Annotated in this window: 2 protein-coding genes; both read left to right on the plus strand. The window is 45.4% G+C overall.

From position 1 onward, the window contains the following. A partial coding sequence (locus ACS8FC_RS16395; RefSeq protein ID WP_439297558.1) for a DsbA family oxidoreductase occupies positions 1-326 on the plus strand: 326 nt, incomplete at its 5' end. Between the two features lie 28 nt (positions 327-354). Continuing rightward, positions 355-815 (plus strand): HAD family hydrolase (locus tag ACS8FC_RS16400; RefSeq protein WP_439297559.1); only part of this gene is annotated, 461 nt, incomplete at its 3' end.

Consider the following 815-nt stretch of genomic DNA (forward strand, 5'->3'; position numbering starts at 1 on the left):
TACATTTCGCTGATCAACAAGGGCGTATACATGAGTTAAAACAAGCGTTATTTGTCGCGCATTTTACCAACAACAGAGACATCTCAGATATCAATGTGCTTGCCGATATCGCAGCAGAGACTGGTCTTGATCACAGTGAAGCATTAGCGATACTGGAAGGGCAGTTTTTTGCAAAAGAAGTGCGAACCGAAGAGCAGCATTGGCAACAGCAAGGGATTCAAAGTGTGCCCGCGATTATCTTTAATGAGCGTCATCTGGTCAGCGGCGCGCAAGGGGTCGAAAACTACGTCAATATATTAGAACAATTGGCGAATATGACTGAGTAAACCGTCTTCTATGCAAAAAGGATACCTTATGTCTTCTGAGTTTTTTCCGTCCGTTCTTGTGTTTGATGTCAATGAAACATTGCTCGATATTGAGACACTCACCCCTTTATTCACCCGCATTTTTGCTGATCAAAATGTCATGCGCGAATGGTTTGCTCAACTGGTACTATATTCACAAACGATGACGTTATCTGGTCTGTATACGCCTTTTGGCGAGATTGGTGTCGGCGCATTGCAAATGATGGCAGATATCAAACAAGTGACGCTGACCGAATCTGATATCAATGAATTCAAAGAAAAAATGAGTAACCTGCCTGCTCACTCTGACGCAGCGCCAGCGCTCGAACGCCTGCGTGATGCAGGGTTTCGGCTAGTCACACTGACCAACTCAGCGAGCAGCGCGTCTCCAACACCGCTAGAAAAAGCGGGACTCAGTCAGTTCTTTGAGCAGCATTTTAGTGTTGAGACTGTTAGTAAGTTCAAGCCAGC

The organism is Psychrobacter sp. 1Y4 (assembly GCF_051847555.1).